Here is a 25,696-nt window from a genome sequence, read left to right on the forward strand (position 1 = left end):
GGGCGCACGGCGCCCTGTCCCCGGGCAAGCAGCACGAACCGAGGGAGCGCGGCAGTCCTCACTGGCGCTCCGCGACGACGAGGAGGACGGGGCACCCCCGCACCGCTCGACGGTCGACCTGCGGAGCGGAAGCGCGGTGATCCGCGTGACCCCCGGGCGCCTGCGCAGTTGATCAGCGCATGAAGAAGCGCAGCATGCTCGCCATCGCCAGCCTCGCCACGGGATTCGTCGTGGCCGCCATCACGCCCTCCCACGCCGCGGACGAGGGAACGCTGAGCGACCTCAACGTCTCGGACACCTTCGACACGGCCGGCCACCTCGTCAGTCACGACAGTTTCGCCCTCGACGACGCCATTGCGGGCCAGGAGTAGGCCCGACGTCGTACGGCGTATGTGCCGGTGTCCCCGCCGCAGGGGGCACCGGCACTCCCGTACGGGCGCCCTCACCGGGGCGGGGTTTCCGTGGCAGGGTGGAGCGGGCAAGCCACAGGGGGCCAACACAAGAGGGGGAGTCCGTGACCGTCGTCTGGATCAACGGCGCGTTCGGTGCGGGGAAGACCACCACCGCACGGGAACTGATCGAGCTGATCCCGAACAGCACGCTCTTCGACCCCGAGGTCGTCGGCGCGGCGCTCACGCATCTGCTGCCGGCCAAACGCCTGGCCGAGGTCAGTGACTTCCAGGACCTGCCGGTCTGGCGCCGGCTCGTGGTCGACACGGCGGCCGGGATGCTCGCCGAGCTGGGCGGGACCCTCGTGGTGCCCATGACCCTGCTCCGCCAGGAGTACCGCGACGAGATCTTCGGCGGACTCGCCGCCCGCAGGATTCCCGTGCACCACCTGCTCCTCGCTCCGGCCGAAACGATCCTGCGCCAGCGCATCGCGGCCCGGGAGATCCCCCCGGAACTGCCCGACGGCGAGATGCGGGTACGGCAGTGGTCGTACGACCACATCGAGTCCTACCGCACCGCCCTGCTGTCCTGGCTCACCTCGGACGCCCACCTGGTGGACACCAGCGCCCTCACCGCTCATGAAGCCGCCGCGCGCATCGCCGAGGCCGTCGGCAGCGGTGCCGTGCCCGCCTGCGACATCGTGCAGACCCCCGAACCCACCGCAGAGACGCTCGCCGCCGGTGTCCTCCTCTTCGACGAGGAGGACCGGGTGCTGCTCGTGGACCCCACCTACAAGCCCGGCTGGGAGTTCCCCGGTGGTGTGGTGGAACGCGGCGAGGCACCGGCCCGGGCCGGCATGCGCGAGGTCGCCGAGGAGACGGGGATACGGCTCCAGGACGTGCCCCGGCTGCTCGTCGTGGACTGGGAGCGGCCCGCGCCGCCCGGTTTCGGCGGGCTGCGGCTGCTGTTCGACGGGGGTCGGCTGGAGTCCGGCGAGGCGTCCCGGGTCCTGCTGCCGGGGCCGGAGCTGCGCGCCTGGCGCTTCGCCACCGAACAGGAGGCCGCCGAGATGCTCCCCCCGGTCCGCTACGAACGGCTGCGCTGGGCTCTCCGGGCTCGAGAGCGGGGCAGTGCGCTGTACCTGGAGGCCGGAGTCCCGGTCGGCTGAACCCCGCGCCGGGGGGTTATGTCTTGCGGGGTGCGGGTGAGCCGGCCGTGTGCGTCGGGGTCTGGACCGGGGTCGCCCCGCGTGGCGCTTCTGGCGCGGGGCCGACCGGGCGGCGCGTTCCCCTGACCGTGGCGCCGGGCGGTCGCGGTGGGCGCTTCGGGTTCGCCGGGGGCGCTGTGGCCGGAGGCCGGGGTGCCGGTCGGCTGATCGCGCCGGGGCCCGGGCCCGGCAGGCTGCCTCGCGTGACACTGTTGCGGTGTAGCCGGCCGGGCGGCGCCTCCCCACGGGCGGGACGGGGGCTCTGTCCGGAGACCGGAGGGCCGGTGGGCCGGCCGTTCGGATCAGGGGTGAGACGTGGCGGCGGCCCGGCGCAGGGTGGCGGCGGCTCCGCCGAGCACCGGGGCGCCGTGGCCGAAGCAGGCCACCTCCGGCTCCAGGTCCGCCAGCCGGCGGACGGAGTCGAGGAGGCGGGGCCGGTCGAGGTTGAACACTCCGGGCATCACCGTCCCGTCGACGGGTGACGCGGCCACCGTGTCCCCGGTGAACAGCACGCCCTCCTCGGGCAGGAACAGCGCGATGCTGCCGTCGGTGTGCCCGGGGACGTGGAGCACCCGGGCGCCGCCGCCGAAGTCCAGCAGGTCACCGCCCGACAGGGCGGTGACCGCAGCCGGGGGCACCGGTGTGCCCTCGGGCAGGTGTTGCGCCGCCTCCGCGTGGATCGGCAGCTCCCACTCCTCGAAGCGCGGCGGCGGACCGGCCAGTTCGCCCCGGACGAACGGCGCGTCCAGATGGTGCGCCAGCACTTCCGCACCGCTCAGCGCGGCGAACTCGCCTGCTCCGCCCGCGTGGTCCTCGTGGAAATGGGTGAGGACGATCCGCCGTACGTCTCCGGGAGCGTGACCGAGCGCCGAGACGGCCTCGGCGATGGGGCGGCCGGAGCCCGACGTGCCCGCGTCGATCAGCGTCAACCCGGCCTCGTCGCGCCAGAGGTAGGCCTGGCCGACGGGGAAGCGCAGGAGATGGAGGCGGGGGAGCAGTTCGACGAGGTCCATGCGCCGACCGTAGGCAGGGCCCCCGCCCGAAGGCGAGGGCCCTCTGCCACGGGCAGAACGGTCAGCCCGCGTAGTTGCGCAGGAAGAGCGCCTCCGCGACGGAGAGCTGCTCCAGCTCCGCCGGCGACACGCTCTCGTTGAGGGCGTGGATCTGCGCCTCCGGCTCGCTCAGGCCGATCAGCAGGATCTCCGCCTGCGGGTACAGGCCGGCAAGGGTGTTGCACAGCGGGATGGAGCCGCCCTCACCCGCGTACTGCATCGTCTCCCCCGGGTAGGCGACCGCCATCGCGTCGGCCATCGCCTGGTACGCCGGGGTGGAGACGTCGGCGCGGAACGCCTGGCCCTGCCCGATCTGCTCCGTGGTGACCCGGGCGCCCCACGGCGTGTGCGTCTCGATGTGGGCCTGGAGCAGCTTGGTCGCCTCCGCCGCGTCCACGCCCGGCGGAACCCGCAGGCTGATCAGGGCGCGGGCGCTCGCGTGCACGGACGGGGTGGCGCCGACGACCGGCGGGCAGTCGATGCCGAGGACGGTGACCGCCGGACGGGCCCAGAGACGGTCGGCGACGGCGCCGCCGCCGATCAGCCCGACCTCGCCGAGCACCTTGGCGTCCGCGCGGAACTGCTCCTCGGGGTACTCCAGGCCCTCCCAGACGGCCGTGGCGTCGAGCCCGTCGACGGTCGTCGAACCGTCCTCCGCGCGCAGCGAGTCCAGCACGCGGACGAGCGCGGCGAGCGCGTCCGGTGCGGCGCCGCCGAACTGGCCGGAGTGCAGGTTGCCGGCGAGGGTGTCGATGCGCACGCGGACCAGGGTCATGCCGCGCAGGGTGGTGGTGACCGTCGGCAGACCGACGCGGAAGTTGCCGGCGTCACCGATGACGATCGTGTCGGCCTCCAGCAGCTCCGGGTGCTCCTCGGCGTAGCGCTCCAGGCCGCCCGTACCCTGCTCCTCCGAGCCCTCCACGATCACCTTGACGTTGACCGGGACGCCGCCGTTCGCCTTGAGGGCGCGCAGCGCGAGCAGGTGCATGATCACACCGCCCTTGCAGTCGGCGGCCCCGCGGCCGTACCAGCGGCCGTCGCGCTCGGTCAGCTCGAACGGCGGGGTGGTCCAGCCGGCCTCGTCCAGCGGCGGCTGGACGTCGTAGTGCGCGTACAGGAGAACCGTTTTGGCGCCCTCGGGGCCCGGCAGGTAGCCGTACACCGACTGCGTGCCGTCCGGTGTGTCCAGCAGGGCCACGTCGACGAAGCCCTCGGCGCGCAGCGCGTCGGCGATCCAGCTCGCGGCCGCCTCGCTCTCGCTCTTCGGGAACTGCGTGAAGTCCGCCACCGATTTGAAGGCGACCAGCTCGGTCAGCTCCGCCTTCGCGCGGGGCAGCAGCGAGGCTACGGTCTCGGCGACCGGATTCGACGGCATGGGCACGCTCCTCGTGGGTGCGACGTTGAACGGGGTGAGTACCCCCGATACTCCCACAGTGGCCTGCGACGACGGCCGCCGTAGGATGCGAGGGACACTTCGGCGGCGGCTTGATCGGAGCGGTAGACCAACGTGAGCGGCGAGAACTCTTCGGCGGACGACGTGCGGCAGGTGTGGGACGTCGTCGTGGTGGGCGCGGGACCCGCGGGGGCTTCGGCCGCCTATGCGGCGGCGGTCGCGGGGCGGCGCGTACTGCTGCTGGAGAAAGCCGAGCTGCCCCGCTACAAGACGTGCGGCGGCGGCATCATCGGCCCCTCGCGCGACGCGCTGCCGCCCGGCTTCGAGCTGCCGTTCCGGGACCGGGTGCACGCGGTCACCTTCTCGAACAACGGCCGCTTCACCCGTACCCGCCGTTCCCGGCAGATGCTGTTCGGCCTGATCAACCGGCCCGAGTTCGACCAGCAGCTGGTCGAGCACGCCCAGAAGGCGGGGGCCGAGCTGCGTACGGGCGTCACGGTGCAGCGGGTCGAGCAGCACGGCTCGGCGGTGCCGGACCGGCGCACGGTCGCCGTCGTCCTGCAGGGCGGGGAGACGGTGCTGGCCCGCGCGGTGATCGGCGCCGACGGCAGCGCCAGCCGCATAGGGGCCCACGTCGGGGTGAAGCTGGACCAGGTGGACCTCGGCCTGGAGGCGGAGATCCCGGTGCCCGAGACGGTCGCCGAGGACTGGCGGGGGCGGGTCCTCATCGACTGGGGCCCGATGCCCGGCAGTTACGGCTGGGTGTTCCCGAAGGGCGACACGCTGACGGTCGGTGTGATCTCCGCGCGCGGGGAGGGCGCCGCCACCAAGCGCTACCTGGAGGACTTCATCGGCCGCCTCGGCCTGTCCGGTTTCGAACCGGCCATTTCCTCCGGCCACTTGACCCGCTGCCGTGCCGACGACTCCCCGCTGTCCCGCGGCCGGGTGCTGGTCTGCGGGGACGCGGCCGGGCTGCTGGAGCCGTGGACCCGCGAGGGCATCTCCTTCGCGCTGCGCTCGGGCCGGCTGGCGGGGGAGTGGGCCGTCCGCGTCGCCGAGGCGCACGACGCGGTGGACGCCCGCCGCCAGGCCCTCAACTACGCGTTCGCCGTCAAGGCGGGGCTCGGTGTCGAGATGAGCGTCGGCAAGCGGATGCTGGCCGCGTTCGAGAGGCGTCCCGGGCTGTTCCACGCGGCCCTCACCGGCTTCCGTCCCGCGTGGAAGGCCTTCAAGGAGATCACTCAGGGCTCCACCTCGCTGGGTGAGCTGGTGCGCGCCCATCCGCTCGCCCAGCGCGCCCTGACCGCGCTGGACCGCAATGCGCCGGCCGCGCCCGCGGAGGAGCCGGTCAGCCCGTGACGGTGATCCGGAAGACGGGGTGGTCGCCGGCGCAGGCGATGATCTCCTCGTCGGAGGACTTGGCGGTCACCCCGGCGAAGTACTGGTTGACCTCCCAGCCCCACTTCTCCAGGTAGGTGCGCAGTACGGGGAGCTTCTCGGCGTCGGGAAGCTCCACCGCGGTGAAGGGGCGCACCTTGCGGCCGACGCGCAGTTCCCCGCCCCCCGCGGCGCGCATGTTCCGCACCCACTGGGAGTGGCCGCGCGCGGAGACCAGGTACCGCTCTCCCTCGTAGGTGTGCGGGTTGACCGGGATGCGCTGCATCTTGCCGCTCTTGCGTCCGGGCACGGACATCTCGGCGGTGCCCATGAGGCTGATGCCGTGCCGGGCGAGCCAGCCGATCACGCTGTTCATGCGGACGGTGAACGGGCTGCCCTTGAGGTAGTAGGGCGAAGACGACGACATGGTGACCCCCACGGTTCGGGAGAGCGGTGCTCTCGCTCGACTCCAGTGTGGAGCAGACGGGTGCGCCAGGACAAGAGCAGTGCTCTCTTTTTTGGGCACCGCTCTCGTCTGTGTGCACCGCTCTTGCTCCGTGGCACACTGCTGGAATGAGCAGCGCACAGGGAGCCCGCGCACGGGCCAGGGCCGAAGTCACCGCGGCCATCAAGGAGGCGGCCCGCAGACAGCTGGCGGCAGAGGGGGCGGCCAAGCTCTCGCTGCGGGCCGTCGCCCGTGAACTCGGCATGGTCTCGTCGGCCGTGTACCGGTACTTCCCCAGCCGGGACGAGTTGCTGACCGCGCTCATCATCGACGCGTACGACTCTCTCGGCGAGGCGGCGGAGCGGGCGCGGGACGCCGCGGCCGGCGGCACGCACCTGGAACGCTGGACGGCCGTGTGCGAGGCGGTGCGCGGCTGGGCGCTCACTCATCCGCACGAGTACGCGCTGATCTACGGCTCGCCCGTGCCCGGCTACTCGGCCCCCGAGACCACCGTCCCCGCCGCGTCCCGCGTCGGCCTCGCCCTCATCGGCATCATCCGCGACGCCCACCAGGGGCCCGGCCTCGCCGTCCCGGCGCTCCCCGACTACCTGCGCCCCGAGGCGGAACGGATCGCGGCGGACATCGCGCCGGAGCTGCCGCCCGAGGCGGCCGCGCCGATGGTCGCGGTCTGGGCGCAGCTGTTCGGCCTGATCGGATTCGAACTCTTCGGTCAGTTCAACCGCGTGGTGGAGGACCGCGCCCCCTTCTTCCGGCACGCGGTCGGCCGCCTGGCCCACGAGGTGGGACTGGCGGGCTAGGCACCGGTCCGGGTGTGCCCCGCACGGGGAGCGGCCGAGGCCCGCAGGCCTGGTGGGGCTGGCCGCGAGGTGGCGCCGACGCGAGGACGACGGGTCCGTGAGAACGGAACCCGCGAGGTCACGGGGGTCCTGACAGTCCGCCGGCGTACGAGCCCCGAGGGGCGCACCCTGGGGCACCGGCGCGCCGGACCGGCACGGTCCCGGCACCGGCGGGCGTACTCCCCGGGGAGTATCGGTGATCACCTCGTCCGGCTGACGCCCTCGTGGCCGGTTGCCGTCTAGCGTGGCGGACATGGAAGAGGAGCACGGAGGCGGTCCCTCGCACTGGTGGCGGTACGGACCCCCGTGGTGGAACCGGCACCACGACCCGGAGGCGTACCGCTCCCGGCTGCCGTGGCGCTCCACCGCGCTCATCACCGCGTTCGTGCTGATCGGCACCAACTTCTCCGCGCACGAGCAGCAGCACCGCGTACCCCTCGACGGCTATGGACGCGCCCTGCTGATCGTCGCCTCGCTCCTGCTGCTGTGGCGGCACCGCCACCCGGTGGCCGTGGCCTTCGGCACGACGGCGGCGGCCGTCGCCTATCTGGCCCTCGGCTACCCGTACGGCCCCGTCTTCCTCACCGTCGCCGTCGCCTGCTTCAGCGCGGTCGTCGCCGGCCACCGGCGGGCCGCCTGGACGTCCATCGGCCTGCTGTGGGCCGGACACGCCCTGGTCGCGCTGTGGCTCTACCGCTGGCTGCCACCCGCGGGGGACGAGCGGGCGGGCCTCACCCAGGAGGTCGTCCTGGCCACCTGGGTGCTGGCGATCGTCGCCGTGGCCGAACTGGCCCGCGTGCGACGCGAGCAGTGGGCGCGCGAACGCGCGGACCGCGCCGAGGCGGCCAGGCGGCGCGCCGACGAGGAACGGCTGCGGATCGCCCGCGAACTGCACGACGTCCTCGCGCACAGCATCTCCGTCATCAACGTCCAGGCGGGCATGGGCCTGGTGCTCCTCGACAGCGATCCCGAGCAGGCCCGGGCCGCGCTCACCACCATCAAGGCCGCCAGCAAGGAGGCGCTCGGGGAGGTCCGCCAGGTCCTCGACACCCTGCGCGCCCCCGGTGCCGCGCCGCGCGCCCCCGCGCCGGGGCTGGACCGGCTGCCCGAACTCGTGGAACAGGCGGCGGCAGCGGGACTCACCGTGGAGATCGAGGGCGGGTCGCCGCACCTGCCGCCGGGCGCCGACCTGGCCGCGTTCCGCATCGTCCAGGAGGCCCTCACCAACGTCGTACGGCACTCGGGATCGCGGCACGCGCGCGTGCACCTCGCCCATGACGCCGGAGGGTTGCGGCTGCAGATCGACGACGACGGACCCGCCACCGGCGCGGACGCCGGGGGCAGCGGGAACGGACTCGCCGGAATGCGTGAGCGGGCCGCCGCGCTGGGTGGCACCATCGAGGCGGGCCCACGCCCCGACGGTGGCTTCCGGGTGCTCGCCGTACTGCCGTCGCGCCTCAGGGAGGACCAGTGATCCGGGTACTGCTCGCCGACGACCAGTCCCTGGTGCGGGCGGGGTTCAGGGCGCTGCTGGACGCGCAGCCGGACATCGGGGTGAGCGGCGAGGCCGCCGACGGCGAGGAGGCGCTGCGCCTGGTGGGCGAACTGCGGCCGGACGTCGTCCTCATGGACATCCGCATGCCCCTGCTGGACGGACTGGCCGCCACCCGCCGCATCACCGGGGACGCCGAGCTGAAGGACGTGAAGGTGGTCATGCTCACCACCTTCGAACTGGACGAGTACGTCTTCGAGGCGATCCGCGCGGGCGCCTCCGGCTTCCTGGTCAAGGACACGGAACCGGAGGAACTCCTGCGCGCCGTACGGGCCGTGGTCGAAGGGGACGCGTTGCTGTCGCCGGGTGTCACCCGCCGGCTGATCGCCGAGTTCGCGGCCCGTTCGAAGGAGCCCGCGGCGGCCGGCACGCTCTCCCTGCTGACCGAGCGGGAGCGGGAGGTGATGGCGCTGGTGGGCATCGGCCTGTCCAACGAGGAGATCGCCCGCCGCCTGGTCGTCAGCCCGCTCACCGCCAAGACCCATGTGAGCCGCACGATGGTGAAGCTCGGTGCCCGGGACCGCGCCCAACTCGTCGTGCTGGCCTACGAGTCGGGCCTGGTGCGGCCGGGCTGGCTGGGCGGCTGAGCGCACCGCCCACAGGTCGTGCCGCCGATCCGGCCGCCTCCGGGTGGGCTGCCGTACGACGACCCCGGCAAGCCCCGGCCGGAGCACCGGTGAGGCCCGCCCGCCCTTGCCCGCGCCCAGGCGTGCGCCCGGCGGGCCGGTCAGGTCGCCGCCGGGCGCACGTACGGAGGCGTTCCCCTCCGGGCGGAGCCTCAGTCGCCGACGGCGACGCGCTCCACCTCCGCCTCCTCCACGGTGGACCTGGCGACCACGACCGACAGCACGCTGGGCCGGCGGCGCAGTCCGGTGAGGGTGATGAGCAGACCGACGGCCGCGATGCCGGTGACGACCACGAAGCCCGGACGGTAGCTGTCGAGGACGGCCTGTGCGGTCGCGTGGGCGGGGGCGCCCGCGGTGACCACCGCGGTCACCACCGCCAGGAAGATGGCTCCGCCTACCTGGACCGAGGTGTTGAGCAGCCCGGAGACCATGCCCTGCTCGTGGTCCTCGACCCCGTTGGTGGCCTGGATGTTGAGCGAGGGGAAGACCAGCGCGCAGGCCGCGCCGATCAGCAGCATCGAGGGCAGGACGACGGCCGCGTACACCGGGTCCAGGTCGACGCGCAGGAACAGCGCGTACCCGAGGACCATCAGCGCGAAGCCGGTCGCGATCAGCCGCGGGGTGCCGAACCGGTCGACGATCGCGCCGACCTTGGTGGAGGACACCGCCACCAGCGCGCCCGCCGGGAGGAAGGCGAGCGCCGTGTGCAGCGCGGACCAGCCGAGCAGGGACTGCATGTACAACGTGGTGAGGAACTGGAAGCCGACGTAGGAGCCGAAGAAGGCGATCGCGCCGAGCTGGGCGCGGATCTGGCTGCCCGAGCGGAGCACTCCCAACCGGATCAGCGGGCTGGGCGAGCGCCGCTCGACCGCCACGAACGCGGTCAGCAGTACCGCGACGGCCAGGAAGGACAGCAGGGTGCGGGCCGAGGCCCAGCCGGCCTGCGGGGCCTGGACGACGGTGAACACCAGCAGCAGCATGGACGCGGTGCCGAGGACGGCGCCGGGGATGTCGTAACCGGCGTGGTTCTCCTCGCGGGCGCTGCGCGGCAGCAGCTTGAGGCCGGCGAGGAGGGCGATCAGGGCGATCGGCGCGGGCAGCAGCATGGTGAGGCGCCAGCTGGCCTCGGTGAGCAGACCGGACAGCACCAGGCCCATGGAGAAGCCGGTGGCGGCGCAGGTGGTGTAGATGGAGAGGGCGCGGTTGCGCAGCGGACCCTCGGGGAACGTCGTGGTGATGATCGACAGGCCGGCCGGCGCGGTGAAGGCGGCGCTGAGCCCCTTGATGAAGCGGCTGGCGATCAGCAGCGGACCGGAGTCCACGAGCCCGCCGAGCAGGGAGGCCAGCGCGAAGACGCCGAGGGCCACCAGGAACACCCGGCGCCGGCCGAGCAGGTCCGCCGTCCGGCCGCCGAGCAGGAGCAGCCCGCCGTATCCCAGGATGTAGCCGCTGACGATCCATTGCAGCGTCGACGTGGACAGATGCAGGTCGGAGCCGATGGACGGCAGCGCGACGCCGACCATCGACACGTCGAGCGCGTCCAGGAACATCGCGGCGCACAGCACCAGCAGGGTGCCCCACAACCGGGGAGTCCAGCGAACTCCCGAGGACGGGGTCGTGGAGGTGGTGAGCGGAGAGGTCATGCCGACGACACTACATGCACATGCATCGAATGCAAGCGCATTTAATTACGATGCAACAATTCGGTTTCTCTGCTACGGTGCGCTCATGGCGGCGAACAAGGCCGAGCAGGCGCTCGCGGAGCAGTGGCGGGACATTCTGGCCCTGCACGCCCGCACCCAGTGCGAGCTGGACCGGGAACTGCACGGACACGGGCTGTGCGCCAGCGACTTCGAGGTCCTCGACCTGCTGGCCGAGGGGTCCTCGGCGGACGGCGGCTGCGCCTACCGCGTGCAGGAGATCTCCGACCGCGTCCACCTCAGTCAGAGCGCTCTGTCCCGGCTCGTCGGCCGGCTGGAGAAGGACGGCCTGGTCGAACGGGCCATGTGTGCCGAGGACCGGCGCGGGGTGCGGGTGATGCTCACGGAGAAGGGGCGCGCGCTGCACGGTGAGGTACGGCCCGTGCAACGCGCGGTACTGGCGAGGATGCTGGACGAGCCGGACTGACCGGCCGTCAGATACCCGATGCCTCTCGCCACAGGGTGACGAGCGAGTGGTCACCGGTCACGCTCGGCACCGGCGCCCGGTTCCACAGCGCCAGGTACAACTGCTCGGCGGGCCCCGGCAGTTCGGCCTCGGCGGCTCCGACTTCCGCCCGCACGGTCACCGGTGGCTCGGTGGTGAGCCGTACGGTCCACACCGCGTCCGCCCCGGCGTCGAGCGCACGTACGCGCAGCGCACGGGGCGCCTCGCTGCGGACCCGGCTCCGGGAGCGGGCGTGGAAACCGCGCAGCAACTCGTCGATGCCGTCCGCCGCGAAGTCCGGTGCGATCGGGGTGGCCGTACCGCCGCGTGCCGCTTCCGCGTCGTAGCGGTGCATGGTCGTCTCGTGCGCCTGCCGACGGATCCAGAACGCCAGCGGTGAGGGTCCGGATGCCGGGAGGAAGGTCCAGCACTCCACGTCGGAGGGTGCGGTGGTCAGGGTGTCGACGAGCAGTCGGTGGCTGTCCCGGTACCAGTCCACGAGCTCGGCGCCGTCCAGGCCGGGCGCTTCTCCGAGGGGGCGCGGCGTGGTGTGCCCGTCGGCCACGAAGGCCGCGGCCCACCGGTGCACGGCTCCCGTGTGCCGCAGCAGGTCGCGCACCTGCCACTCCGGGCAGGTCGGCACCTTGGCGTCGGGACCGGCCTCGGCGGCGGCCGCCGCGAGCAACCGCCCTTCCCGGTCCAGGGTCTGAAGGAACTCGGCAGTCTCCATGCGGTGAGTGTGCCGGACGGAGCGGGCGCCAGGGAGCCCGGCCCTCGCGATACCGGCCCGCGGAGGGGGTGGGTGCGGGTTCCGGTGCAGGTCCGGATGCCGACGAGCCGGGCTGCGGGCCGGAGGCGGGTGCGACGGAGGAGCGGGCGGGATCGGGTGCCGAGCGGTTGCCAGGCCAGCCTCGTGACAGGAGTGGCCGCGTCAACCGCCCCCGCTTGCCCAGCCCACCTGTAGGGAGCGCCGAGCGGCAGTCCGGCAGGCCACAAGCACGGCCGCGCGGCGACCGCCCGTCGCCTGCCGCGTCGACCTGGATCGGGGTGCCGGACGACCGCCCGGCCGCACACGGAGGGAAATCGCCGAGTCGGCAGCCGAGTACGGGGCCGTGGACCTTGACCTGGACCTGGAGCGGGAGCCCCGAGCGGCGACGGGGCTGGACGTCAGCGGCCCGCGGGGTGGATGTGCTGCGCGTCGACCGTCCGGATGGCGAGCGGATGCCTGGCCGCTCCCGGCCGAATTCGTCAGGGGCGACGCGGCTTGTGGACCCTTCCCGGCCCGCCTTGTCGCCCCGGAGCCCGTGCGCCCGGCGACCGCCCGGCTGCACGCCGAGTGGTCGCCTCGCGTCGGCGGCCTGGACCGGGTGCCGAACGACCGTCCGGCCGCTCCCGGGCGCCTCGCCGGAGGGGGCGCCGCCTCAGCCGCCCATCGCTCGCCGCGTCGACACCGCGATCACCGTGGCGACGGCGGCCAGGGCGGCCACGCTGGTGAGGGCGGCGGGGAGGGAGAACCAGTCGGCCATGAAGCCGATCGCGGGCGGTCCGAGCAGCATGCCGCCGTAGCCCAGGGTGGACGCGACGGCCACGCCCGACGGCCCGGCCAGGGCGCCGGCCCGCTCGACGGCGACCGGGAAGAGATTGGCGAGCCCGAGTCCCGTGACGGCGAAGCCGATCAGTGCCGCCCAGACGGAGGGTGCGAGGGAGCCGAGCAGCATGCCCGCGGAGGCGACCGTGCCGCCGGCGATCACGGTCCGGGCCCGGCCGAGGCGCGCCAGCAGCGTCGAGCCCGTCAGCCTGCCGAGGGTCATCGCCAGCGCGAAACACGCGTACCCGGCGGCGGCCGTCCCGGCGGACGCGGCCAGGTCCTGCTGGAGGTGGAGCGCGCCCCAGTCGGCCATGGCGCCTTCGCCGTAGGCGGTGCACAGTGCGACGAGACCGAAGACGAAGACCAGCCCGCGGCCCCCCGTCCCCCGTGCGTCGGAATGCTTCTCGGCCGGTGAGGAGGACGTGCGGTGGGCGGGCGCCGGAGGCTCGTGCCGCAGCAGGGTGCGTCCGGCCACCGCCGTGACGAGGAGCCCGATCAGGGTGAGACCGAGCAGATGGCGGGTCGGGGACAGGAAGCCGGCGACCAGCCCGCCGAGGCCGGCGCCGACCATCCCGCCCAGACTGAAAGCGGCGTGGAAGCTCGGCATGACCGGCCTGCGCAGGGCGGCCACCAGATCGACGGCGGCACTGTTGAAAGCGACGTTCACACCCCCGTACGCCGCGCCGAAGAGAAGCAGCACGGCACCGAGCGCCGCTGCCGAGTGGGTGAGCGGAGGCAGCGCGACGCTGAACGCGAGCACCACCATGCACGCGACGGTCACCGGATGACTGCCGTAGCGGCGGCACAGCCGGCCGGTCAGTGTCATCGTGAGAACGGCGCCCGCGGAGACGCCGAGCAGCGCGAGCCCGAGCGAGCCGGCGGACGCGTGTGTCTGATGCTTGATGTCGGGGATGCGGACGACCCAGCCCGCGAAGATGAAGCCGTCCAGGGCGAAGAAGGCGGTGATCGCCACGCGCAGACGAGCAAGGTCCTGGCCCGGCACGACGCTGTGCGTTCGGGTTTTGTTTAGTAGCGGCACAAAACCAGGCTAGGGCGGCCGCGGGCCGTGGGCAAGTGAGCGGCGGCGGCTGGCGCGCTCGCGTCAAGGGATCGGCACGTGTGGAGCCTGTGGGCGCCGGCGGTGATGTGACGAGGAGTGGTGCCGAAACCCGGTTCCGTCGGTCGCGAGGCGGTATGTCGTAGGCGTGGTACGTCTCTTGGTGTGCTCGACCTGCGGCGACGTGCGGGCGTGGTCCGGCGGGTCAGGACAACGGACCTCGGTGGACGGCCTGTTCGGGGGTGTACACGCGTGCGGGCACGGTCGCCTTGGTGGATGCGGGACGGTTAATGCTCGCTCACAAGCTGGTTGCGGGCGGGTGAGCGCGTCATGATGGGCCCATGACGTTGGCCTCGCGCGCGCTCGCGCAACTGGCGACCTGGCCGGACCTGAGACCGGCCGTGCCGAGCTGCGGCCTGGGGCAGGCCGTGAGTTCGGTTCAGGGCGAGATCGCCCACTTCCACTCCGACCGGGATGTGGACCTGAGACTGACGGACCGGGCCGTCCGCCGGTTCACCAAGGACTTCAAGGGCTCGGGGGCGATCAGGATCGTGCCGGGCTCGCCGTGGCTGACCCTGCGCCTCGACGCCGCGAGCGACGTCGACCTGCTCCTGACCTTGGTGAGCGTGGCGCTCCAGGCCCAGGAGGCGTGGCCCGACCCGGCCGACCGGCCGCTGTCCGGCTGCAACGACCAGCGGGGCGCGGGCTTCGTGAAGGCCGACCTCGGCGCGTTCTGAGCCCGCGGCCGGGCATGCCAAGAGGCGTGAGCCGGTGACGCCGTGAAGGTAGGCCGGTCCGCGAAGGCGAGGCTCACACCGTCAGGACCCGTACCCCCGCCTCTTCGAAGCGGCGTACGGTCTCCTGACCCACCGCCGTGTCCGTCACGAGGGTGGTCACCAGCTCCGTCCCGCAGATGCGGGCGAACGCCCGCTGGCCCAGCTTGCTGGAGTCGGCGGCGACCACCACCCGCTCCGCGCGCTCGCACAGCAGCCGGTTGATGGCGGCCTCCGCCTCGTCGTGCGCGGCCGCGCCGTGCGTGACGTCGAACGCGACCACCCCCAGCACCGCCACGTCCAGCGTGATCTGGCCCAGCACCCCGTCCGCGAGCGGGCCGATGAGCTCGTACGACTGCGGGCGCGCCACCCCGCCCGTCACCACGATCTTGAACTGGGGCCGTACGGCGAGCTCGTTGGCGATGTTGAGCGCGTTGGTGACGACGGTGAGCGCCGGTGTGCCGGTGGACAGATCGCCGCGCACGGCGAGGGCGCGGGCCACCTCCGTGGTCGTCGTACCGCCGGTGAGGCCGACCGCCTCGCCGGGTGCGACCAGGTCGGCGACCGCCTTCGCGATCCGCTGCTTCTCGGAGGCGCGCCGGGCCGTCTTGTAGCGCAGGGGGAGTTCGTACGACACCCCGTGCACCACCGCTCCGCCCCGGGTGCGCACCAGCATCTGCTGCTCGGCCAGCTGGTCGAAGTCCCGGCGGATCGTCGCCGCCGACACCTGGAGCTCCGCCGCCGCCTCCTCGACCTCCAGCCGGCCGCGCTCGACGAGCAGTTCCAGCAGCGCCTTCCAGCGGGCGTCCCGCGACATCCGCGGCCTCCGTTCTCCGATCGGGTTCCGACCGGTCCGCGCCCGGTCTCCGATCGGTCTTTGATCACTCGCCGATCTTCCTGGCGAGCCCGTGCCGATCGTCCCGCGGCCGTTCCTCGATCGTCTGCCGATCTCCTCTTCCTCTCCGGCGACCCTAGCGCACCGGCTCTTGCGGCCCCCGATGCTTGATTGTGCTCGAAAGGTCGCTATATCTTGCAAGAACAATCAACAAGGGGAGGGTGTGGGCATGACGCATGTCGAGGACGAGCTGAACAGCCAGCCGGAGTGCTGGATACGGGCCGCCGGGGAAGCGGGGCGGCACCGTGGGGCGCTGCCGGATCCGGGGGAGCGGGTCGCCGTCGTCGGGTGCGGGACCTCGTACTTCATGGCGCAGGCGGTGGCCGCGCTGCGCGAGGGCAGCGGCCAGGGAGAGACCGACGCGTTCGCCGCCTCCGAGTTCCCGAGCGGGCGGTCGTACGACCGGGTCGTCGCCCTCACCCGCTCCGGAACCACCACCGAAGTGCTCCAGCTGCTGGCCGAGTTGAAGGGCCGCACCCGCACCACGGCCGTCACCGCCGACCCCGGTACCCCCGTCATGGAGGCCGCCGACGACCTCGTCGTGCTGGACTACGCCGACGAACGCTCCGTCGTCCAGACCCGGTTCGCGACCACCGCCCTCACCCTCCTGCGCGCCCACCTCGGCCTGCACAACGGCGCAGCCGTCACCGACGCCCGCACCGCCCTCACCACCCCGCTGCCCCAAGGGCTGGTCGAATGCTCCCAGTTCACGTTCCTGGGGCGCGGCTGGACGGTCGGTCTCGCGAACGAGGCCGGGCTGAAGATGCGCGAGGCCTCCCTGTCCTGGACCGAGGCCTATCCGGCGATGGAGTACCGGCACGGACCGATCAGCATCACCACCGCGGGCACGGCCACCTGGATGCTCGGCGAGGCGCCCGACGGGCTCGCCGAGCAGGTGCGCGCCACCGGCGGACTGTGGGTCGGGAGCGGGCTCGACCCGCTCGCCGAACTCGTCCGCGCACAGCGGCTCGCGGTCGCGGTCGCCGCCTTCCGCGGCCTGGACCCCGACCAGCCGCGCCACCTCACCCGCTCGGTGATCCTCGCTCCCTGACCCGCGCCCGCCCCCCGGAAGGACACGTCACGTGCCTCTTGCGTCAACCGGCGAGCTGGTCACCCGGGCCGCCGAAGTCCGCTCCGCCGTAGCCGCGTTCAACGTCATCACCCTGGAGCACGTCGAGGCCGTCGTCGCCGGCGCCGAGGCGGCCGACGCACCCGTCGTCCTCCAGGTCAGCGAGAACGCCGTCAAGTACCGCTACGGGCGGCTGCTGCCGCTGGCCCGCGCCGCCGTCGCCGCCGCCGAACGGGCCGCCGTGCCCGTCGCCCTGCACCTCGATCACGTACAGAGCGACGACCTGCTGCGGCAGGCGCCCGGTGCGGGCTTCAGCTCGGTGATGTACGACGCCGCCCGCCTGCCGTACGCGGACAACCTGGCCGCGACCCGCGCCGCGGCCGACTGGGCGCACGCCCAGGGACTGTGGATCGAGGCGGAGTTGGGGGAGGTAGGCGGCAAGGCCGGCCAGGACGGAAGCCGGACCTCCTCCCGGCCGGCACGGGATGCGCACGCGCCCGGCGCCCGCACCGACCCCCGCCAAGCACAGGACTTCGTCGCCGGCAGCGGGGTCGACGCCCTGGCCGTCGCCATCGGCAGCGTGCACGCCATGACCACCCGCACCGCCACCCTGGACCACGCGCTGCTCGAACGGCTGTCCGCGGCGCTGGACCTCCCGCTCGTCCTGCACGGCTCCTCGGGCGTGCCGGACGACGGGCTGGTCGCGGCCGTCGGCCGCGGCATCGCCAAGGTCAACGTCGGCACGGCCCTCAACGCCGCCATGACCGGCGCCGTACGGGAGTTCCTCGCCGCCCACCCGGAGGCCGTCGACTCCCGCAAGTACCTCGGGGTGGGCCGGGAGGCGATGGCCCGTGAGGTGACCCGGATCATCGGCCTCCTCTCCGGAGCCCGCCGCTGACCATGCGCAGGACGACCCTCCACCTCGGGGAGCCGCCGGACGTGGTCGCCGCCGGTGTCGGCGTCCACGGCCTGACGAGCCGTACGGACGTCTTCCGGCTCCCCGAGCTGTGGCAGCTCCACCTGTACGGCTGCCACGCCGAACTGGTCGTCGACGGAACCCCGCACACCCTCCGGCCGGGCCGGGTGAGTCTCGTACCGCCCGGCACGACCGTCCGCCACCGCTACCGGGGCCGCTCCGAACACCTCTACGCGCACCTGCGCATCCCGGCCGCCGGACCGGAGCACGCGATCCCCGTCGTCCAGGACGCCGGGGCCGAACTCACCGTGCTCACCTCGCTGTTGCGGGAAGCGGTGGTCGCCGTGCCCGGCTCGACCGAACGGACCCGCGCCGAGGTCTGGGCCGCGCTGTGGCGCATCACCCGTCTGACGCCCGCCCCCGCCGAACGGCACGGCCCGCACCCGGCGTTCGGCGCGGCCGTCGCCCCCGTCGAGGCGCACCTGGCCGAACCGCTCACGGTGCCGGAGATCGCCCGGGCGGCCGGCGTCTCGCACAACCACCTGATCGGGCTCTTCCGCGCCGCGACCGGGGACACCGTGGTCGCCTACGTCCGCCACCGCAGACTCGACCGCGCCCACCATCTGCTGCGCGCCGCGACCCTGTCCATCCCGGCGATCGCCGCCTCGGTCGGCATCCGCGACCTGCAGTCCTTCAACAAGGCCGGCCGGCGCGAACTCGGCGCCTCGCCGCGCGCCCTGCGCGCTAGCCCCTCCTGACGGCCCGCAGCACCACGAACTTCGGATCGCTCGCGACCAGTTCGCAGTTCCCGAACAGCCGCTTGAGGGTCACGTGGTAGCCGAGGTGCCGGTTGCCGATCACCCACAGCTCGCCGCCCGGCCTCAGCGCCCGCTTCGCCCCGGTGAACATCCGCCACGCCGTCGCGTCCGTCGTCGCCTGGTGGGAGTGGAACGGCGGGTTGTTCAGGACGACGTCCACACTTCCCGGTGCCACCCCCGCCAGCCCGTCCCCGACCCGGAACTCGGCATGCCCCGGAACCCCGTTGGCCTTGTAGGTCGCCTCCGCCGAGGCCACCGCCTGGAACGACTCGTCCACGAACAGCACTTCGGCCGTCGGGTCGGCCAGCGCCACCGCCGTACCCACGACGCCGTTGCCGCAGCCCAGGTCCACCACGCGGCCGGCGCCGGGGCCCGGCAGGTGCTGGAGGAAGAAGCGGGTCCCGATGTCGAGCCGGTCGGCGCAGAAGACACCCGCGTGATTGACCACGGTACGGCCCGACACCGCACCGACCCCGCCGGGTACGGCGTAGCTGTACGGCCACGGGTTCGCGGGCCGGTCCAGCGCCGGGTCCGGGGTGCAGAAGATCAGCCGCGCCTTCTGCCGCGCCAGCGACGTCCGGGTCGGCCCGAGGATCCGCTCGAACAACCGGAGCGTGGAGGTGTGGATCTCCTTCACCATTCCGGTGCCGACGACCACGGTGCCCGCGTGCACGGCGGGCGCCAGCCGCAGCAGCTGGTCCTCCAGCATCGCCAGGCTCTTGGGCACCCTGACGAGCAGTACGTCCACGCGCTCCGGCGGCGGGTCCTGCGTGGTGAGGAGCCGTACACCCCCGGGTTCCACGCCGGCCCGCGCCAGGTTCGCGCGGGTCGCCTCCTGGCTCAGGAAGGAGTCCGTGATCTGGGTCGGCCGGTGCTCCGCCAACGCCGTGACCAGCGCACCCCACCGGTCCCCGACCACCACGACCGTGCCCGTGAGCGGCACCTGCTCCTCGGCCAGGTGACGCAGCAGATACGCGTCGGAGGCGTCCCAGGCACGCAGCCGGTCGCGGGGATCCTCGGGGAAACGGGTCAGCTCGACCTCGCCCCACGGTGTCGTCATACGGTCGCTCATCGTGCGTCCAGGCTAGCGGAGCCGCAGATCAGGGGTGGTGGGACGGGCATGGGGCAAGATGGAGCGCGTGGACGCGGAGCTGTTCGGCAGGGAGCGCGCGGAGGTCGCGCCGGGCGCCGTGCACGCCCCGGACTGGCTGGGCGCCGACCGGCAGCGCGAGCTGCTGGCCGCCTGCCGGGACTGGGCGCGGCCCCCGGCCGGGTTGCGCACGGTCCGCACCCCGGGCGGCGGCACGATGACCGCCCGGCAGGTCTGCCTGGGCTGGCACTGGCACCCGTACGCCTACGCCCGCACGGTCGTCGACGGCGACGGGACGCCCGTCAAACCCTTCCCGGCCTGGCTCGACGCGCTCGCCCGCGGCGCGGTGGCCGACGCCCTCGGCCCGGCCGCGGTGCCGGCGGAGCCGTACGACATCGCGCTGATCAACTTCTACGACGGCGACGCCCGGATGGGCATGCACCGCGACGGTGACGAGCGGTCCGACGCACCGGTGGTCTCGCTGAGCCTCGGCGACGGCTGCGTGTTCCGCTTCGGCAACACCGACACGCGCACCAGGCCGTACACCGATGTCGAACTGCGCAGCGGCGACCTGTTCGTGTTCGGTGGCCCCTCCCGGCTCGCCTACCACGGCGTGCCGCGCGTCCACCCCGGCACGGCGCCGCCCTGGCTGGGCCTGGCCGGACGGCTGAACATCACCCTGCGGGTGAGCGGCCTGTGACGGCGACGCAGGCCACCGATGATCCGGATCATGGGAGACTCCCCCTCATGAGCGGCAACGCGGATCCCCGGACGGCGGGGGAGAGGACCCCCTCGAGGGCACGGCTGGACCGGGGACGCGGTGCCCTGGGACCCGCGCTGGAGCTGGTGCACACCGGACGGGCGCCGACCCGTGCCGTGCTCACCGCCGAACTCGGCGTCACCCGTGCGACGGCGGGCGCGGTGGCCGCCGAACTGGAGGCGCTGGGCCTGATCCGGGTGGACGCCCGGCCGGGGGCGGCGGCGGGCTCCCAGGGCCGCCCCTCGCACCGGCTGGAGATCGCCGACGAGGGCCCGGTCGCCCTGGCGGCGCAGGTCCACGCCGACGGGTTCCGGGCCGCGCTGGTCGGGCTGGGCGGGCGGATCGTGGCTACCGCGCCCGGCTGCGAGACCGTCGACGCCGACCCGGCGAAGGTGCTGCGGTCGGTCGTCGAGGCGGGTGCCGAGCTGCTGCGCACCACCGGCCGCCACTGCGTCGGCGCCGGACTCGCCGTGCCGTCCGCCGTCGCCGAACCCGACGGTCTCGCCCTCAACCCGCTGCACCTCGCCTGGCCGGTCGGCGCCCCTGTGCGGCGCACCTTCGCCGAGTGCGTGCGCGCCGCCGGCATCGCCGGACCGGCGTTCGCGGGCAACGACGTCAACCTCGCCGCGCTCGCCGAGCACCGGCACGGCGCCGGCCGGGGCGCCCGCGACCTGCTGTGCGTGGCCACCGGGCACCGCGGCGTCGGCGGCGCCCTGGTCCTCGACGGCCGCCTGCACACCGGCAGTTCGGGCCTTGCCCTGGAGGTCGGCCACCTCACCGTCAACCCGGAGGGCCGGCCCTGCCACTGCGGCAGCCGGGGCTGCCTGGACGTCGAGGCCGACCCGCTGGCCCTGCTGGTGGAGGCGGGCCGGGAGCCGGGTCCCGAGGTGTCCCTGCTCCAGCAGGCCAACGACCTGCTGCGCACCCAGTACGGCGATCCGGCCGTCCGCCGGGCCGCCGAGGCCCTCATCGACCGCCTCGGCCTCGGCCTCGCCGGGCTGGTCAACATCCTCAACCCCGACCGCATCATCCTCGGCGGCCTGCACCGCACGCTCCTGGACGCCGACGCCGGGAGGCTGCGGGCGGTCGTCGCCGACCGCAGTCTGTGGGGCCAGAGCGGCGGCGTACCGATCCTGCCGTGCACCCTCGACCACAACAGCCTGGTCGGCGCGGCCGAGTTGGCCTGGCAGCCGGTACTGGACGACCCGCTGGGGGCGCTGACCGCCTAGACCGGGGACTCGCCGCCGGAGTGCGCGCGAGCCACCCGCGCGGGCGTGCCGGCCGTGCGCCGCGGCCGGGGCACCGGTTCGCCGCCGCAGTGGGGGCAGATCCGGTCCATGGCCTCGGCGCAGGGCACGCAGAAGGTGCACTCGGACGAGCAGACGCGGGCCGGTCCGTCCGCCGGCAGCGCGGTGGGCGTACGTACAGCGCTCGCATCGCTCACGCATCTGAAGCGACATGTGCTCGGGGTCTCCTCGGTCGGGGCCGGCCGGGGTCGGTCGGTGTCCGCCGGTCGCGGGCCGGCGGTGCTCCGCCTCCCCTCCTCCGGGGGCCGCCCCGCTCCGGAACCGCGCGGACGGGCAGGGATCCGCACGATCGGGCCACGCCGGCCGAGTCGCCCCGTGCGCCCGTCGTCGTAGACCGTACGCGCCCCGTCCACCACCGCCGGCCGTGCGGGAGCCGGGAGGCGGAGCGGCCCGCCGCCGGGGACGCGACCGTGCTCGCGGCGGACATGCCTCCCCGCGCACGTGTCGCGTGCCCGGTCCGCCTCCGTCGCACCGGCCCGTCGGCACGCCACGAGGAGCAGCGTGCCCGCTCCCGCCTACTCCCCGGGAGGTACGCGTACTGCCGCCGGCCGCACGACGACTCGGAGCCCCTTGCGGAGGGAGCCTCTTGGCATCACCCGAAGACCGACGCCGACGAGGGAGACGACCGACATGCAGACCCTGGCCGACTGGGACGGCGGACCCGGCCCCTGGATCCTGTTCTTCCCGCTGATCTGGGCGGCCGTCGTGCTCGGCGCCGTCAGCTTCCTGCGCCGCACCGGCCTGCGCGGCCGCGGCGGACCCTGGCGCACGCCGGACGGCGGACGCCCGGCGGGCGACTCGCCGCTCGCCGTCCTGGGCCGCCGCTTCGCCGCCGGAGAGATCGACGAGGAGGAGTACTGGCGCCGCCTCTCCGTCCTGGAGGAGCACTTCGGCCGCATCGGCAAGGGCGGTGCGGCATGACCACCACGACCGCACCGCGCGCCGCGGCCCGCGTGACCGACGCCGTGAAGGTGTACGGCGCCGGTGGCACCGCCGTACACGCCCTGGACGGCGTGGACGTGGCTTTCCCCGCAGGACGCTTCACGGCGATCATGGGCCCCTCGGGCTCCGGCAAGTCCACGCTCATGCACTGCGCGGCCGGCCTCGACACGCTCACCTCCGGGACCGCCCACATCGGCGACACCGAGCTCGGCGCGCTCGACGACCGCCGCCTGACCCTGCTGCGCCGCGACCGCATCGGCTTCGTCTTCCAGGCGTTCAACCTGGTGCCCACGCTGACCGTCGCGGAGAACATCACGCTGCCGCTGGACCTGGCCGGCCGGACCGGCGACCACGAGTGGATCGACGCGCTCGTCGACGTCGTCGGACTGCGCGACCGGCTGCACCACCGCCCCGCCGAGCTCTCCGGCGGTCAGCAGCAACGCGTCGCCGTGGCACGGGCGTTCGCCGGCCGGCCGGACGTCGTCTTCGCCGACGAGCCGACCGGCAACCTCGACTCCCGTTCCGGCGCGGAGGTGCTCGGCCTCCTCGGCCGGGCCGTACGGCACATGGACCGCACGGTCGTCATGGTCACCCACGACCCGGTGGCCGCCGCCCACGCCGACGAGGTGCTCTTCCTCGCCGACGGACGGCTCGTCGACCGGATGGAGTCCCCGACCGCGGACAGGGTCCTGGACCGCATGAAGGCCTTCGAGGTGCGGACATGAGCACGACGCTGCGGCTCGCCCTCACCTCCCTGCGCGCGCACCGGCGTCGCTTCGCGGGCACGTTCCTCGCCGTGTTCCTCGGTGTCGCCTTCCTGACCGGCACCCTCGTCATGGGCGACACACTGCGCGCGAGCTTCGGCAGCATGTTCGGCGAGGCCACCAGCGGCACCGACGCCGTGGTGCGCGGCGCCGACGCCATCACCACGCCCGGCGAGGCCCAGGGGGTCCGGCGGCCGGTTCCCGCCTCCCTGGCCGAGACGATCGAGCGCGTCCCCGGTGTGGCGGCCGCCGCCCCGGACATCCAGGGCGCGGGCCAACTCGTCGGCTCCGACGGGAAACCCGTCGGCGGTCAGGGCCCGCCCACCCTCGCCGGCAACTGGATCACCGACGCCGGACTGAACCCGTACCGGATCGCCGAGGGCCGTGCCCCGGCGAGGTCCGGTGAGGTCGTGGTGAACCGGGGCGCCGCGAAGAAGGGCGGCCTGAAGGTCGGTGACACCACCACCCTGCGCACCCCGGACCCGGTGCGGGTGACCATCGTCGGCCTCGCCACCTTCGGCGGGCAGGACGGCATGGCACAGGTGACCTTCACCGGCATGACCACCGCCGACGCCGGGAAATACCTCACAGCGCGCCCCGGACAGGCGGCGAGCATCGCGGTGCGGGCCGGGCCCGGAGTCGGCCAGCGGCAACTGGTCGACCGGCTGACTCCCGTCCTGCCCGCGGGTGTCGAGGCCATCACGGGTCAGCAGTCGGCCCGGGAGAACACCGACATGATCTCCAGCCAGTTCCTGACCGTCTTCACGACCTTCCTGCTGGTCTTCTCCGGCGTCGCCCTGCTCGTCGCCACCTTCTCCATCCACAACACGTTCGCGATCGTGGTCGCCCAACGCACCCGAGAGAACGCCCTGTTGCGCGCACTCGGCGCCGCGCGCCGCCAGGTCACCACCTCGGCCCTCGCCGAGGCCGCCGTGGTCGCGTTCGCCGCGTCCCTCACCGGTCTCGCCGGCGGCGTCGGCATCGCCGCCGGTCTGCAGGCCCTGTTTCCCGCGATCGGATTCCCCTTCCCCGACGGCGACCTGGTCGTCAAGACGCTCTCGATGACCCTGCCGCTCGCCGTGGGCGTGCTGGTCTGCCTGGGCTCCGCGCTGCTGCCGGCCAGGCGCGCCGGACGGACGGCTCCACTCGCGGCCCTGCGCGAGACGGCCGTCGACGGCTCCGGCGCCTCCCGCGCCCGCGCGATCGCCGGCGCCGCCCTCGGGGCGGCGGCCCTCGCCGCGACCCTCACCGGCGTCCTCGTCACCCCCTCGGTGTGGCTGGCGGGAACCGGCGCCCTGCTCGCCCTGGCGGCCTTCGTGGTCCTCGGCCCGGTCGCCGCCGGCACCGCGGTACGCCTGCTCGGAGGCCCCCTGGACCGGCTGCGCGGCGTCACCGGCGGCCTCGCCCGGCGCAACGCCCTGCGCAGCCCCGGGCGGACGGCCGCCACCGCGAGCGCGCTCATGATCGGCGTGGCCGTCGTGTCGCTGTTCACCGTGTTCGGGGCCTCGCTGAAGGCCACCATGGACCAGACGGTGTCGCGGTCCTTCGCGGGCGACGTGGCCGTCAGCACTCCGTCCTTCGGGGCGGGCGGCAGCGGACTCAGCCCCCGGCTCGCCCCGGCCCTGCAACGGCTGCTGGAGGTCGACACCGCGGTCGGCCTCGGCCGTGGGGTCGCCGAAGTCAACGGCAGGGGACGTGCGTTGACGGCCACCGACCCGGTGGCACTCGGCCGCACCTTCGACCTCGGTGGGGTCACCGGTTCACTGCGCGACCTCGGCCGCGACGGGCTCGCGCTGACCCGGAAGGAGGCCGACCGGCAGCACCTGCGCACCGGTGACACCGCCCGGCTCACCTTCACCGACGGCACGAGCGAGACCTTCACCGTCCGCGCCGTCTACGGCCGTTCCGAACTCGCGGGCGACTACGTCGTCACCCGGTCCGCCTGGGCCCCGCACCGCATGCAGGACTCGGACAACCTGATCGCCGTCACCTTCGAGGACGGCGTGGGCGCGGACGCGGGCAAGGCGGCCGTACGCAAGGTCGCGGCACAGTACGGCAACCCCGAGGTCCAGACCCGGGACGAGTACGCGCGGTCCTCGGCGGGCGGGATCGACATGATGCTGACCCTCGTCTACGCGCTGCTCGCCCTGGCGGTCGTCATCGCCCTGCTCGGCATCGCCAACACGCTGACCCTCGCGCTGCACGAACGCACCCGGGAACTGGGGCTCCTGCGGGCGGTCGGGCAGACCCGCGCCCAGTTGCGGGCCATGGTGCGCTGGGAGTCGGTCCTGGTCGCCGCCTTCGGCACGGTGGGCGGGCTCGGCCTCGGCGCCTTCCTCGGCTGGGTGCTGGTGAAGGCCTCCGACAGTGCCGGTGACTCCGCGTTCGTCTTCGCCCTCCCGCCGGTACGGCTCGCGGTGATCCTGCTCGTGGGCCTCACCGCGGGGGCCCTCGCCGCCCTCCGCCCGGCCCGGCGAGCGGGTCGCCTGGACATCCTGCGGGCGATCGGGACGGAGTGAGCACGGCCGGGACGCGGGGTGGACCCGGGGCCGCCCCGCCGCCCGGTCCCGGAAATGGTCACCGCCCGGTCGGGCGACTGCGGCCGACCGGGCGGAGGTCTGGCGCCCCACGAACGCGGGGCCGGGGTGGGGGAGCGGCTCCCGGCGGCGGCCC

Annotated in this window: 25 protein-coding genes and 1 pseudogene; 17 read left to right on the forward strand and 9 right to left on the reverse strand. The window is 73.8% G+C overall.

The genetic code is table 11. The annotated features are described in order from the left end of the window. Positions 1-5: 5 nt before the first annotated feature. From BLW57_RS42605 to BLW57_RS33905, 3 genes and pseudogenes are all read left to right on the forward strand, one after another. Positions 6-172: pseudogene (locus tag BLW57_RS42605) on the forward strand (DUF6191 domain-containing protein); the annotation flags it as partial. 7 nt (positions 173-179) lie between these two features. Then, positions 180-371 carry a hypothetical protein gene (locus tag BLW57_RS33900; protein WP_093479526.1) on the forward strand — a complete coding sequence of 64 codons (192 nt, stop codon included), beginning with the start codon at positions 180-182 and terminating at the stop codon, positions 369-371. Between the two features lie 143 nt (positions 372-514). Then, positions 515-1,558, forward strand: coding sequence for an NUDIX hydrolase (locus BLW57_RS33905; protein WP_093479527.1), 1,044 nt, complete (start codon positions 515-517; stop codon positions 1,556-1,558). Positions 1,559-1,899: 341 nt separating this feature from the next. Here BLW57_RS33905 and BLW57_RS33910 read toward each other — a convergent pair whose 3' ends face one another. Further along, positions 1,900-2,610: an MBL fold metallo-hydrolase gene (locus tag BLW57_RS33910; protein WP_093479528.1), complete on the reverse strand. Its 711-nt coding sequence runs from the start codon at positions 2,608-2,610 to the stop codon at positions 1,900-1,902. Positions 2,611-2,671: 61 nt separating this feature from the next. Next, the gene (locus tag BLW57_RS33915) at positions 2,672-4,024 is read right to left on the reverse strand and encodes a dipeptidase (RefSeq protein WP_093479529.1); all 1,353 of its coding nucleotides are present in this window, start codon (positions 4,022-4,024) and stop codon (positions 2,672-2,674) included. A gap of 132 nt (positions 4,025-4,156) precedes the next feature. Here BLW57_RS33915 and BLW57_RS33920 point away from each other — a divergent pair, with 132 nt between their 5' ends. Further along, positions 4,157-5,401 (forward strand): geranylgeranyl reductase family protein, encoded by a 1,245-nt coding sequence (locus BLW57_RS33920; protein WP_093479530.1) that lies wholly within the window; start codon positions 4,157-4,159, stop codon positions 5,399-5,401. Here the strand turns inward: BLW57_RS33920 and BLW57_RS33925 are convergent. Then, positions 5,391-5,846 (reverse strand): nitroreductase family deazaflavin-dependent oxidoreductase, encoded by a 456-nt coding sequence (locus BLW57_RS33925; RefSeq protein WP_093481025.1) that lies wholly within the window; start codon positions 5,844-5,846, stop codon positions 5,391-5,393. The genes BLW57_RS33920 and BLW57_RS33925 overlap by 11 nt on opposite strands. 146 nt (positions 5,847-5,992) lie before the next feature. On the opposite strand from BLW57_RS33925, the gene BLW57_RS33930 reads away from it, so the two are divergent. From BLW57_RS33930 to BLW57_RS33940, 3 genes are all read left to right on the forward strand, one after another. Continuing rightward, complete coding sequence (locus BLW57_RS33930) at positions 5,993-6,682, forward strand: TetR/AcrR family transcriptional regulator (RefSeq protein ID WP_093479531.1); 690 nt, start codon at positions 5,993-5,995, stop codon at positions 6,680-6,682. A gap of 292 nt (positions 6,683-6,974) precedes the next feature. Further along, positions 6,975-8,195, forward strand: coding sequence for a sensor histidine kinase (locus BLW57_RS33935; protein ID WP_176985828.1), 1,221 nt, complete (start codon positions 6,975-6,977; stop codon positions 8,193-8,195). Then, positions 8,192-8,860, forward strand: coding sequence for a response regulator (locus BLW57_RS33940; RefSeq protein ID WP_093479533.1), 669 nt, complete (start codon positions 8,192-8,194; stop codon positions 8,858-8,860). Before BLW57_RS33935 ends, BLW57_RS33940 begins: the two co-directional genes overlap by 4 nt. 191 nt (positions 8,861-9,051) lie before the next feature. Here the strand turns inward: BLW57_RS33940 and BLW57_RS33945 are convergent, their stop codons facing one another. Then, the gene (locus tag BLW57_RS33945; RefSeq protein ID WP_093479534.1) at positions 9,052-10,542 is read right to left on the reverse strand and encodes an MFS transporter; all 1,491 of its coding nucleotides are present in this window, start codon (positions 10,540-10,542) and stop codon (positions 9,052-9,054) included. 85 nt (positions 10,543-10,627) lie between these two features. Here BLW57_RS33945 and BLW57_RS33950 point away from each other — a divergent pair, with 85 nt between their 5' ends. Next, entirely contained in the window at positions 10,628-11,026 is a 399-nt protein-coding gene (locus BLW57_RS33950; protein ID WP_093479535.1) for a MarR family winged helix-turn-helix transcriptional regulator, read from the forward strand. A gap of 7 nt (positions 11,027-11,033) precedes the next feature. Here the strand turns inward: BLW57_RS33950 and BLW57_RS33955 are convergent, their stop codons facing one another. After that, positions 11,034-11,774, reverse strand: a complete 741-nt coding sequence (locus tag BLW57_RS33955; protein ID WP_093479536.1) for a maleylpyruvate isomerase family mycothiol-dependent enzyme — start codon at positions 11,772-11,774, stop codon at positions 11,034-11,036. Positions 11,775-12,465: 691 nt separating this feature from the next. Then, the gene (locus BLW57_RS33960; protein ID WP_093479537.1) at positions 12,466-13,635 is read right to left on the reverse strand and encodes an MFS transporter; all 1,170 of its coding nucleotides are present in this window, start codon (positions 13,633-13,635) and stop codon (positions 12,466-12,468) included. 395 nt (positions 13,636-14,030) lie between these two features. On the opposite strand from BLW57_RS33960, the gene BLW57_RS33965 reads away from it, so the two are divergent. Continuing rightward, the gene (locus BLW57_RS33965; RefSeq protein WP_176985829.1) at positions 14,031-14,426 is read left to right on the forward strand and encodes a luciferase domain-containing protein; all 396 of its coding nucleotides are present in this window, start codon (positions 14,031-14,033) and stop codon (positions 14,424-14,426) included. 73 nt (positions 14,427-14,499) lie between these two features. On the opposite strand, the gene BLW57_RS33970 is transcribed toward BLW57_RS33965, so the two are convergent. After that, complete coding sequence (locus BLW57_RS33970) at positions 14,500-15,279, reverse strand: DeoR/GlpR family DNA-binding transcription regulator (protein WP_093479538.1); 780 nt, start codon at positions 15,277-15,279, stop codon at positions 14,500-14,502. Positions 15,280-15,526: 247 nt separating this feature from the next. Between BLW57_RS33970 and BLW57_RS33975 the strand changes: the two genes are divergently transcribed. The 3 genes from BLW57_RS33975 to BLW57_RS33985 are packed head-to-tail and all read left to right on the forward strand — an operon-like array spanning position 15,527 to position 18,100. Then, positions 15,527-16,408: an SIS domain-containing protein gene (locus BLW57_RS33975; RefSeq protein WP_093479539.1), complete on the forward strand. Its 882-nt coding sequence runs from the start codon at positions 15,527-15,529 to the stop codon at positions 16,406-16,408. A gap of 31 nt (positions 16,409-16,439) precedes the next feature. Then, positions 16,440-17,324 (forward strand): class II fructose-bisphosphate aldolase, encoded by an 885-nt coding sequence (locus BLW57_RS33980; RefSeq protein WP_093479540.1) that lies wholly within the window; start codon positions 16,440-16,442, stop codon positions 17,322-17,324. A 2-nt stretch (positions 17,325-17,326) separates the two neighbouring features. Then, positions 17,327-18,100 carry an AraC family transcriptional regulator gene (locus tag BLW57_RS33985; RefSeq protein WP_093479541.1) on the forward strand — a complete coding sequence of 258 codons (774 nt, stop codon included), beginning with the start codon at positions 17,327-17,329 and terminating at the stop codon, positions 18,098-18,100. Here the strand turns inward: BLW57_RS33985 and BLW57_RS33990 are convergent. Further along, positions 18,087-19,220 carry a methyltransferase gene (locus BLW57_RS33990; protein WP_093479542.1) on the reverse strand — a complete coding sequence of 378 codons (1,134 nt, stop codon included), beginning with the start codon at positions 19,218-19,220 and terminating at the stop codon, positions 18,087-18,089. The two genes, BLW57_RS33985 and BLW57_RS33990, sit on opposite strands and share 14 nt — an antisense overlap. Positions 19,221-19,299: 79 nt before the next feature. On the opposite strand from BLW57_RS33990, the gene BLW57_RS33995 reads away from it, so the two are divergent. Further along, on the forward strand, positions 19,300-19,950 hold the full coding sequence (locus BLW57_RS33995; protein ID WP_093481027.1) for an alpha-ketoglutarate-dependent dioxygenase AlkB family protein: 651 nt from the start codon (positions 19,300-19,302) through the stop codon (positions 19,948-19,950). A gap of 47 nt (positions 19,951-19,997) precedes the next feature. After that, positions 19,998-21,239 (forward strand): ROK family protein, encoded by a 1,242-nt coding sequence (locus tag BLW57_RS34000; protein ID WP_093479543.1) that lies wholly within the window; start codon positions 19,998-20,000, stop codon positions 21,237-21,239. Here the strand turns inward: BLW57_RS34000 and BLW57_RS34005 are convergent. Continuing rightward, positions 21,236-21,454 (reverse strand): DUF1272 domain-containing protein, encoded by a 219-nt coding sequence (locus BLW57_RS34005; RefSeq protein WP_306822922.1) that lies wholly within the window; start codon positions 21,452-21,454, stop codon positions 21,236-21,238. The genes BLW57_RS34000 and BLW57_RS34005 overlap by 4 nt on opposite strands. Positions 21,455-21,947: 493 nt before the next feature. Here BLW57_RS34005 and BLW57_RS34010 point away from each other — a divergent pair, with 493 nt between their 5' ends. Genes BLW57_RS34010 through BLW57_RS34020 form a run of 3 tightly spaced genes read left to right on the forward strand, consistent with a single transcriptional unit; the run spans position 21,948 to position 25,542 of the window. Continuing rightward, positions 21,948-22,238: an SHOCT domain-containing protein gene (locus tag BLW57_RS34010; protein ID WP_093479544.1), complete on the forward strand. Its 291-nt coding sequence runs from the start codon at positions 21,948-21,950 to the stop codon at positions 22,236-22,238. After that, a complete protein-coding gene (locus BLW57_RS34015; RefSeq protein WP_093479545.1) occupies positions 22,235-22,984 on the forward strand; it encodes an ABC transporter ATP-binding protein in 750 nt (249 codons plus the stop codon). Before BLW57_RS34010 ends, BLW57_RS34015 begins: the two co-directional genes overlap by 4 nt. Beyond that, positions 22,981-25,542, forward strand: coding sequence for an ABC transporter permease (locus tag BLW57_RS34020; RefSeq protein WP_093479546.1), 2,562 nt, complete (start codon positions 22,981-22,983; stop codon positions 25,540-25,542). The genes BLW57_RS34015 and BLW57_RS34020 overlap by 4 nt, the downstream gene beginning before the upstream one ends. Positions 25,543-25,696 lie beyond the last annotated feature (154 nt).

The organism is Streptomyces sp. 1222.5 (assembly GCF_900105245.1).
Classification (GTDB): Bacteria; Actinomycetota; Actinomycetes; order Streptomycetales; family Streptomycetaceae; genus Streptomyces; species Streptomyces albidocamelliae.

Coding starts and splice junctions, on each gene's coding strand:
- BLW57_RS33900 (WP_093479526.1), top strand. CDS start 180: ATGAAGAAGCGCAGCATGCTCGCCATCGCCAGCCTCGCCACGGGATTC.
- BLW57_RS33910 (WP_093479528.1), bottom strand. CDS start 2,610: ATGGACCTCGTCGAACTGCTCCCCCGCCTCCATCTCCTGCGCTTCCCC.
- BLW57_RS33915 (WP_093479529.1), bottom strand. CDS start 4,024: ATGCCGTCGAATCCGGTCGCCGAGACCGTAGCCTCGCTGCTGCCCCGC.
- BLW57_RS33925 (WP_093481025.1), bottom strand. CDS start 5,846: ATGTCGTCGTCTTCGCCCTACTACCTCAAGGGCAGCCCGTTCACCGTC.
- BLW57_RS33930 (WP_093479531.1), top strand. CDS start 5,993: ATGAGCAGCGCACAGGGAGCCCGCGCACGGGCCAGGGCCGAAGTCACC.
- BLW57_RS33935 (WP_176985828.1), top strand. CDS start 6,975: ATGGAAGAGGAGCACGGAGGCGGTCCCTCGCACTGGTGGCGGTACGGA.
- BLW57_RS33945 (WP_093479534.1), bottom strand. CDS start 10,542: ATGACCTCTCCGCTCACCACCTCCACGACCCCGTCCTCGGGAGTTCGC.
- BLW57_RS33950 (WP_093479535.1), top strand. CDS start 10,628: ATGGCGGCGAACAAGGCCGAGCAGGCGCTCGCGGAGCAGTGGCGGGAC.
- BLW57_RS33955 (WP_093479536.1), bottom strand. CDS start 11,774: ATGGAGACTGCCGAGTTCCTTCAGACCCTGGACCGGGAAGGGCGGTTG.
- BLW57_RS33965 (WP_176985829.1), top strand. CDS start 14,031: ATGACGTTGGCCTCGCGCGCGCTCGCGCAACTGGCGACCTGGCCGGAC.
- BLW57_RS33970 (WP_093479538.1), bottom strand. CDS start 15,279: ATGTCGCGGGACGCCCGCTGGAAGGCGCTGCTGGAACTGCTCGTCGAG.
- BLW57_RS33975 (WP_093479539.1), top strand. CDS start 15,527: ATGACGCATGTCGAGGACGAGCTGAACAGCCAGCCGGAGTGCTGGATA.
- BLW57_RS33985 (WP_093479541.1), top strand. CDS start 17,327: ATGCGCAGGACGACCCTCCACCTCGGGGAGCCGCCGGACGTGGTCGCC.
- BLW57_RS33990 (WP_093479542.1), bottom strand. CDS start 19,220: ATGACGACACCGTGGGGCGAGGTCGAGCTGACCCGTTTCCCCGAGGAT.
- BLW57_RS34000 (WP_093479543.1), top strand. CDS start 19,998: ATGAGCGGCAACGCGGATCCCCGGACGGCGGGGGAGAGGACCCCCTCG.
- BLW57_RS34010 (WP_093479544.1), top strand. CDS start 21,948: ATGCAGACCCTGGCCGACTGGGACGGCGGACCCGGCCCCTGGATCCTG.
- BLW57_RS34015 (WP_093479545.1), top strand. CDS start 22,235: ATGACCACCACGACCGCACCGCGCGCCGCGGCCCGCGTGACCGACGCC.
- BLW57_RS34020 (WP_093479546.1), top strand. CDS start 22,981: ATGAGCACGACGCTGCGGCTCGCCCTCACCTCCCTGCGCGCGCACCGG.